Origin of the sequence: Halobellus sp. Atlit-38R (assembly GCF_003665925.1) — an archaeon.
Lineage (GTDB): Archaea > Halobacteriota > Halobacteria > Halobacteriales > Haloferacaceae > Haloquadratum > Haloquadratum inordinatus.
The window spans coordinates 1-488 of sequence record NZ_QXIJ01000257.1; the positions used below are offsets into that span (position 1 = coordinate 1).

Consider the following 488-nt stretch of genomic DNA (forward strand, 5'->3'; position numbering starts at 1 on the left):
GGTGGACGATGTCCGTCGCCGCCGGGGACATGACGGCGCGGACGCCCGCGCCCTGTCGGCGCAGTTCGTGCGCGAGTTCGACGACCTTCACCGCCGCGATGCTCCCCGAGACGCCGAGCGCGACGTTGACCCCGTCCAGCATTACCGAGTCCGTTCCGCCCCCGACGGCTTATATGATGCCGTTGCGGATCGGGGGCGGAACCCGGACGGGACGCTCCCGGCGAGCAGTTCCGAACGCGGATCGCGTCTACCGCTCGGTGAGTTCCAAGGCGGCCGCGGCGAGCAGGATCGCCGCACCGAAGACAGCGGCGGCCAGCGAGACTGCTCGCTGATATCCGACGGCGAACGCCCCCGCGGCGAACACGATCGCCCAGAAGCCGATCTGGATGGCGTACACGCGAGCCGAGTGACCGCCGATTTCGGAGGGCACGGGCGGTACTGCCGTCGGAAGGGGTGAAAATCTTCGGTTCACCGAGACGGCGCTCGGG

General features: G+C 69.5%; 2 protein-coding genes. Both read right to left on the bottom strand.

The features are described from left to right. Window positions 1–142 (bottom strand): flavoprotein (locus D3D02_RS19235; protein WP_304999806.1); only part of this gene is annotated, 142 nt, incomplete at its 3' end. A 105-nt stretch (window positions 143–247) separates the two neighbouring features. Then, complete coding sequence (locus D3D02_RS19240) at window positions 248–430, bottom strand: hypothetical protein (protein WP_121562012.1); 183 nt, start codon at window positions 428–430, stop codon at window positions 248–250. Between the last annotated feature and the right edge of the window lie 58 nt (window positions 431–488).